General features: G+C 59.7%; 7 protein-coding genes. 6 read left to right on the top strand and 1 reads right to left on the bottom strand.

All coding sequences use genetic code 11. The features are described from left to right. The 4 genes from IV500_RS21005 to IV500_RS22415 form a co-directional block, all read left to right on the top strand. Positions 1–1,280 (top strand): DDE-type integrase/transposase/recombinase (locus IV500_RS21005; protein ID WP_196398765.1); only part of this gene is annotated, 1,280 nt, incomplete at its 5' end. Further along, positions 1,277–2,056 (top strand): IS21-like element helper ATPase IstB, encoded by a 780-nt coding sequence (gene istB, locus IV500_RS21000; protein ID WP_312876016.1) that lies wholly within the window; start codon positions 1,277–1,279, stop codon positions 2,054–2,056. The genes IV500_RS21005 and istB, both read left to right, overlap by 4 nt. Before the next feature lie 128 nt (positions 2,057–2,184). Next, on the top strand, positions 2,185–2,307 hold the full coding sequence (locus tag IV500_RS22035; protein ID WP_281064095.1) for a site-specific integrase: 123 nt from the start codon (positions 2,185–2,187) through the stop codon (positions 2,305–2,307). A gap of 32 nt (positions 2,308–2,339) precedes the next feature. Beyond that, positions 2,340–2,690 carry a tyrosine-type recombinase/integrase gene (locus tag IV500_RS22415; RefSeq protein ID WP_376770243.1) on the top strand — a complete coding sequence of 117 codons (351 nt, stop codon included), beginning with the start codon at positions 2,340–2,342 and terminating at the stop codon, positions 2,688–2,690. Positions 2,691–2,780: 90 nt separating this feature from the next. Here IV500_RS22415 and IV500_RS20990 read toward each other — a convergent pair whose 3' ends face one another. Continuing rightward, the gene (locus tag IV500_RS20990) at positions 2,781–5,303 is read right to left on the bottom strand and encodes a DEAD/DEAH box helicase (RefSeq protein ID WP_196398764.1); all 2,523 of its coding nucleotides are present in this window, start codon (positions 5,301–5,303) and stop codon (positions 2,781–2,783) included. Positions 5,304–5,491: 188 nt separating this feature from the next. On the opposite strand from IV500_RS20990, the gene IV500_RS22510 reads away from it, so the two are divergent. Both IV500_RS22510 and IV500_RS20985 read left to right on the top strand, forming a co-directional pair. Further along, the gene (locus IV500_RS22510) at positions 5,492–5,914 is read left to right on the top strand and encodes an SRA domain-containing endonuclease (protein ID WP_512699644.1); all 423 of its coding nucleotides are present in this window, start codon (positions 5,492–5,494) and stop codon (positions 5,912–5,914) included. 196 nt (positions 5,915–6,110) lie between these two features. Next, positions 6,111–6,481, top strand: a 371-nt coding sequence (locus IV500_RS20985; protein ID WP_196398763.1) for a transposase, incomplete at its 3' end; no start/stop codon positions are given.

The following is a 6,481-nucleotide window of genomic DNA, read 5'->3' as shown; positions in this document are numbered from 1 at the left end:
TCACCCACCAAAAGCTGGTGGGCATGGGCTATGCGGGGTCTGAGCGTTCCACCCGCCGCGCGATGGCCCAGGTCAAGGCCGAGTGGAAGCTCGGGCGGGTGCGCGTGCACCGGCCGTGGGTCACGGAGCCTGGCGGCTGGCTACAATATGATTTCGGAGACGGCCCTTATATTGACGGTGTGAAGACGGTGTTGTTCGTTGCCTGGCTGGCGTGGTCACGGTTCCGGATCGTCATCGCTTTGCGGGATAGGACGGCGCCGTCCGTGTTCGCGGCCCTGGATAGGTCTTTCCGCATCGCTGGCGGGGCACCCACTTATGTCCTCACGGATAACGAAAAGACGGTGACGGTCTCGCATGTGGCCGGGGTGCCGGTGCGGAACCTGCAAACCGTGGATTTTGCCCGCTACTACGGCGTGACCGTGTTGACGTGCCAGCCGGCGGATCCCGCTTCCAAGGGCGGGGTGGAGAACGCGGTGAAGGTCGCCAAGGCTGACATCGTGCCCAGGGATACGAACCTGCGCGCCGAGTACGGCTCCTTCGCCGAGGTGGAGGTCGCGTGTGAGGAGTTCATGGCCCACATCAACACCCGTGAACACCGGGCTACCAAGCGCAAACCGGCGGCGATGCTCGCCGAGGAGGTCCTGCGCCTGCATCGGGTTCCGGATGACGCCCACACGGTCTCCTTTGGTTTGGCCCGTACGGTGCCGCCGAACACGCCCATGGTCACGTTCAACAACGCCATGTACTCCGTCCCGTCCCACCTGCTGGGGCAAAGGGTGTTTGTCCGTTCCCATGGTGCTGGTCCGGATGAGAAAATCGTCATTGTTCACCACGGTCCCGCCGGCCCGGTGGAGGTCGCCCGCCACGGCAGGGCACGGCCGGGAAGTCCGGCGATCAACGATGAGCATTTCCCCGGTTACGTGGAGAAGATCCCCGGGGATTACACGCCGCGGGCCCGTACCGGGGCTGAGGCGGAGTTCCTGGCCATTGGCGGCGGCGCCGCGGCTTGGTTGAAGGAAGCCGCCGCCATCGGCACTGCACGGATGAACCAGAAGATGGCTGAGGCCGTGTCGCTGGCGAAGATCGCCGGCGTCATCGAGGTTGACCGGGCTCTGGGTACCGCGGCGATCCACGGCCGCTTCGCCCACGGAGACCTCTCCTCGATCCTGCAGGCAGGCAGGGCCTCCACCACCACCCACGCCGCCAGCGAGGACGCGTCTCTGACCCAGGGCACCAGTGCCTGGGCCGCCATCACCAGCAGCAAGGAAGTACAGCCGTGAACCCGCTCAACACCACCGCCCTGGCACTGCCCGATGACGTGGAGGCGATGATGCGGTCTTTGAAGATGCCCCATGCCCGCGCCTTGGCACCGGAACTCATCGCGACCGCCCGTGCCCAGCGCTGGGAACCAGTCGAGGTGATCAAGGCGCTCTTCACCGAGGAAATACGTGGCCGTGCCGCCTCAATGCTCGCCACCCGCCGCAAGGCCGCCGGGTTCCCGACCGGGAAAACCTTCGATGCCTGGGACCCCGCCGCTTCCTCGATCCCGACCCCGACCCAGCAAGCCCTGCGAACCCTGGAGTGGATCCGGCGCGGGGAGAACCTTGTCGTCTGCGGGCCCTCCGGCACCGGGAAAACGTTCTTCTTGGAGGCCCTGGGCCAGCAGGCCGTGGAGGAAGGCCTGCGCGTGGCCTGGTTCCGTCTCGAGGACCTAGGACAGCTCATCCGCGCCCACCGCACCGACGACAGCGTCACCAAAGCCGTCGACCGGGTACTCCGAGCCGATCTGGTCGTGATCGATGACATCGGGCTCCTCGCCGTGGGAACTGACGCCGCCGAAGGACTCTACAGAGTCGTGGATGCTGCCTACGAGAAACGCTCCATCGCGATCTCCTCCAACCTGCACCCAGCCGGATTCGACGAGCTCATGCCCAAGACCCTGGCGACAGCGACGGTGGACCGACTGCTACACCACGCCCACATCTGCCAGACCAGTGGCGACTCCGTCAGGCTGACCCAGGCCCTAGCAGGGAAGGGAGTGATACAACTGAGCTAAAACACCGGACCGGTATGGCCAACCACGAATTTATATTTGTGGGCAGATCTCATGGCCATATCCGGGCAGTTTTGCTGGCCACCAGCGGGCAGAAGAAGTGGCCGCTGGTGGGCAGAAACTCATGACCCTTGACAGACGGCCCGCGCTCCCATGCCTTGGTTAGCCTGCTTCTGTTCACCGGCATTCGGCTCAGTGAGGCGCTGGGAGTCACCACCGCTGATTACGGCCACAACGCCGGCACCGGACCCTGACGGTCCGGCGCAAAGGTGGGAAGCCGGCAACAGTGGCCGTGCCGGCCCCCGCGGTCGACGCACCGCACACCTATGTGGGAACGCACGGGCAGGAGCCGGTAACCGGCACGGCGGGCAGGAGCCGGCCAATCTTCGCCACCAGAATGGGCAACGCATGGCAGGCGTCAGAAGCGTTCCGAACCGTGCAACGGCTGGCGAAAGCAGCAGGAGTGGAAGGGCGGATCAGCCCTCACTCCCTACGTCACACGTTCGCCACCGTTGCCTTGGACGCTGGCACCACCCTTCATGAACTGCAAGACAGCATGGGCCATGCGGACCCCGCACAACCCGAAGGTACGACCGGGCACGGCACACGCTGGAAAAGTCAGCAGACTACGACGTAGCGCGGGCACTGGCCTAAGGAAATAGCGTCTGCCGCGATTCTACTATTCGAGTGACCAACGGTCCCTCTGGGCTAAGGCATGAGTGCTATGTTAACGTAAAATACTGGTGTGTTTGAGCACTGCTTGATCCAGCGTGAGTCCAAATTCTTGTAAACGCTTCCCAACCACCTCTGGGCTCTTCCATCCGAAGTTCAGGGACACTGCTTGTGCGAACCCATTGAGGCTCGCTTTAAAGGCCACGAGTTCGTCCGGACCCATGTAGCGGCATCCCTGTGGCGGAGTTCCTTTCTCGTCGGCCTTACCCTTTGGGTGCACCATCACAGGAATCAGTCGCGAGACTCCTTTGTAATTTGCTGCGTGCCAGTTCAAGTGCCCCGCGAGCTGGTCCAACTCTTTCTTCCAAATCCGCTCGTCGTTACGAATGACTTCAGTCTTGAGTTCGAAAGCAACGTGCACATCGTCATTGACTGCCCAAAGATTGTCTGGGCCAACTTTGTAGAGCTTATCGGGTCGGTCGCTTGCGAACCCCAGATGTGCGCCTATGTCTTCCATTGCACCCTCGGCAGCGTCTGCCCCATTTTCATCCCAATGAAGTCGCTCCAGGATCGCGGAGACACCAAGAACCAATAACGTTCCGTTGGCGTAGTGATCGTTCAAAAACGTCGAGCATGCTTTAGCTTGGACTCCCGCAGGCTTCATTGGTCGGACAGGTGTCGCCACGAGCGGGAGCAAAGCGGATGAGTTGTCTTTGCGTGCTTGGCCCAGACCTGCTTGAGCTGCCGCTGGATCTACGCCGTTCGTATAGGCTGCGGCCTCCTCTCCGTACCAGCCGCGCTCTTTTGCCGGCATGGCCCGAAGTGCTTCGACGAGGCGGTTGCCAGCTGAGGCAAAATCACCTGCGGTTGCGAGGTTGAATGCTTCTCGGCGAGCTATGGCTAAAGCACTGACGTGACCATCTGCGTCGTAGAGAATGCCGGCGCGCGCCATGCTGCTCGGCGAAGTCCACGACCTGTCCCTGCGCAGGAATATGTCTAGCATTTCCCGGATTGGCACCAGTCCTTCATTTTGTATTTGGTCGGCAATCTGTTGGCTCAACTGGATCTGCGCCCTAGTAGCCGGAGAGAAGAATTTTCGTGCCGCCGGGTCGACTATTGCAACTGCGAGTTCGTGGCCCACGAGGAGAACCGCGCAGTGGTCTTCGGCATCGCGGATGGCCCTGCCCATGCCCTGCTCGATTCGTTGAACTTTTCGAGCGAGGAACGTGTCGCTCCCGGCGAGGGCGGAAGATTCCCGGCTCTCAGTCGCGTCAAGCGGAGTTGGCACACCGTCGAGAATGAGTAGGCGGCAGGCATCCCCGGGAAGGTCAACGCCGTCGTACTTGTTCACGAGGACTATGAGTCCGAGATGTTCACCTGCTTTTAGGCGTGCGACGATGGGGGCGAGTGTGTGTACATCACATGTGTGGTCTGCAAAACCTGTCCACTTTTGCGCTGTTTGATGACTGGGAACAATGACAACCACATTTATTGGGTTAGATGATGGATTGCTACTGCCGTCTCGTATGCCGTCGGCGAATTGACGCGCCAGGCGCCTAACGCTGTCATCGCCAATATGCGGATTTATTCCCTGAGGCGCAATGATGACTCGATCACCTAAATCTGAGGCCCTACCAGGAGTTAGAGGGATCATTACGTTTGCAGCGTCGGCACCCAGCTCGGTCACGAGGACTCCGTCATCGGCAAGCGTGGCAGTCAGATAGACACGCCTCTGTGCCTGTTCGAAGGACGGGATTAGCTCGATGGCAGGGCACGGAGTCCGGATCTCGATGGCCCGGCTAGTGACGGTCGCCCCGGCAAGATGCAAATGTTCCCGAATGAGAGGCCACGCAAAGTAAAGATCCTTCCAATTGTCATCCTCTCCTTCGGCACGGAGGATCGCCATAACTTCATCCTGGCGCTCCTTCCAGCACCAAAAGGGAACGCGGAGCGGACTAGAGTAATCACCCGCGGTTATGTCCGCCCAGATTCTCGGACTCTGGTGTTTCAGATCGTCCTGAAACAGCGTCAGTAGCTTGTCGAAAGCTGGCTGCCCTCGCATGATAGTCGCGGTGAAGATACCCTTGGCTGCGTTCAAAGAAGCATGCGCGTCGTCAACTATGACTGTGCCGAGCACGAGGGGATCGCGATTGGATCCTCGCACTCCGAACACAGATCGGCCGTTGAGTACTTTGTGGAAGGTCGTTACGAGGATCGCCCGTTGGGCTCGAAACTGAACATCGTTTACTTCTTTCGTGACCACAATGCCCAGAGCGTCGGCTTCCTTCACTACCTGATCAACGAGGTAGGTGTCCGGAACTAGGTAAACCGCCGGACCGACGTGCTCATTCAAGCTGCTCTGGGCAATCAGCAGCCCAATAACGGTTTTTCCGCCACCGGTGTTCTGCTTGATGACGTTGTCGCGGCGGTTGCGATTGTCGTACCACTTCTGCAGGACCTCGCCTTGTTCCAGGCGTAAGCGTGACCACGGCTTATCTGGAAGAGCGTCGAAGATGTCTCGGGGTACAAGTAGCGGAGCTGCCGCGACAGGTACAAGTTTTCCCAGATCGATTGCCAATGTGGCCCCCCCAAAGTTAGAGCTAGATGAAGCAGATGAACCGGAGTAATCCGGCTCATCTCCCAGTAATTACGAGACTTTACTTGATACTACACATCTGAAACTGACCGGTATGGTGGGTTGCCGCTCCGCCGTATCGGGGGTGTGGCGGAGCTGCCGCTGGTATTCCCAATGGCCCATGATGGAAAATGCTGCCACGTTCGCTACCATACCGTTTAAGAGACTATTTCCCGGTTGATGGTGATCTGCTGATTAATACGAAGCCCCTCGTCGCAGCAGCCTACGCAGTACAGCACCCGAAGGGGGACCCGCTCAAGCCCGATGATTTTTCGGGAGGGCTGGAAGGGGCTGTGCACGTTCTTAGAAAGTTCAAAGTCGGCACTAGGGCGGAACTATTTCCACCACAGCTTGGAGACAGTTTCGCAAGCCGAACGAAAGTCTACGACACATTCGGAGGCGACAGGGTCGCCGGGATCATCCGGTTCCCAGGTGAGATGACAATAAACGTATTCTCAGATGCGGACGAGCCATACTCCGATGATCCTCCTACATTGACGGCACCATTTGGTTACATAGGCCAGGGACTTAGCTTAGTGGGCCACAGCGTGTAGAAGTCGGTGGCAATGCTCGTTTGCGGCGGCGTGTGCCATTGGGACTCCGTACCACCGGTAGACAGGGAAGCACTCATGCGCCGGCTGTCCGTCATTGAGATCTGGGGTGTCGCCACGCGACTAACTAAACGCCTCAACGCCCTGGGTATCTGAGGTGTACTACTGATATGAGACACAGTTTGAAAGGATTGTGCCCATGTCCGCCCGTCAAACGTTTTCTGATGAGTTCAAAGCCGATGCCGTTGATCTCGTTATTTCTTCCGGTCGTCCGATAGCCACCGTCGCCTCCGAGCTGGGGGTCTCGGTGAGCGCGCTGCGTCGGTGGATCCGTTACCACAATGAAGGCCATCCCGATGCCAGCATGAAGTCCGATCAACCCGTGGAAGCCGCTAAATACAAGGCGCTGGAGACCCGGCTCCGGGAAGTGGAACGAGAGAATGAATTCCTAAAAAAGTTTCGGCGTTCTTCGCCAAAGAACAACGGTAGAAGACCTCTACCGCCTTGTTCAGGAGGAGAACGCCAACTTCCCGGTGCAGTGGATGTGCAAGCGGCTGGGCGTGTCCAGAG

It is taken from the genome of Arthrobacter terrae, assembly GCF_015708085.1.
GTDB lineage: Bacteria > Actinomycetota > Actinomycetes > Actinomycetales > Micrococcaceae > Arthrobacter_M > Arthrobacter_M terrae.
Note: the sequence above shows the minus strand (reverse complement) of the source record. Positions and strands in the feature narration are given on the sequence as shown.

Coding starts and splice junctions, on each gene's coding strand:
- IV500_RS22510 (WP_512699644.1), top strand. CDS start 5,492: ATGCTGCCACGTTCGCTACCATACCGTTTAAGAGACTATTTCCCGGTT.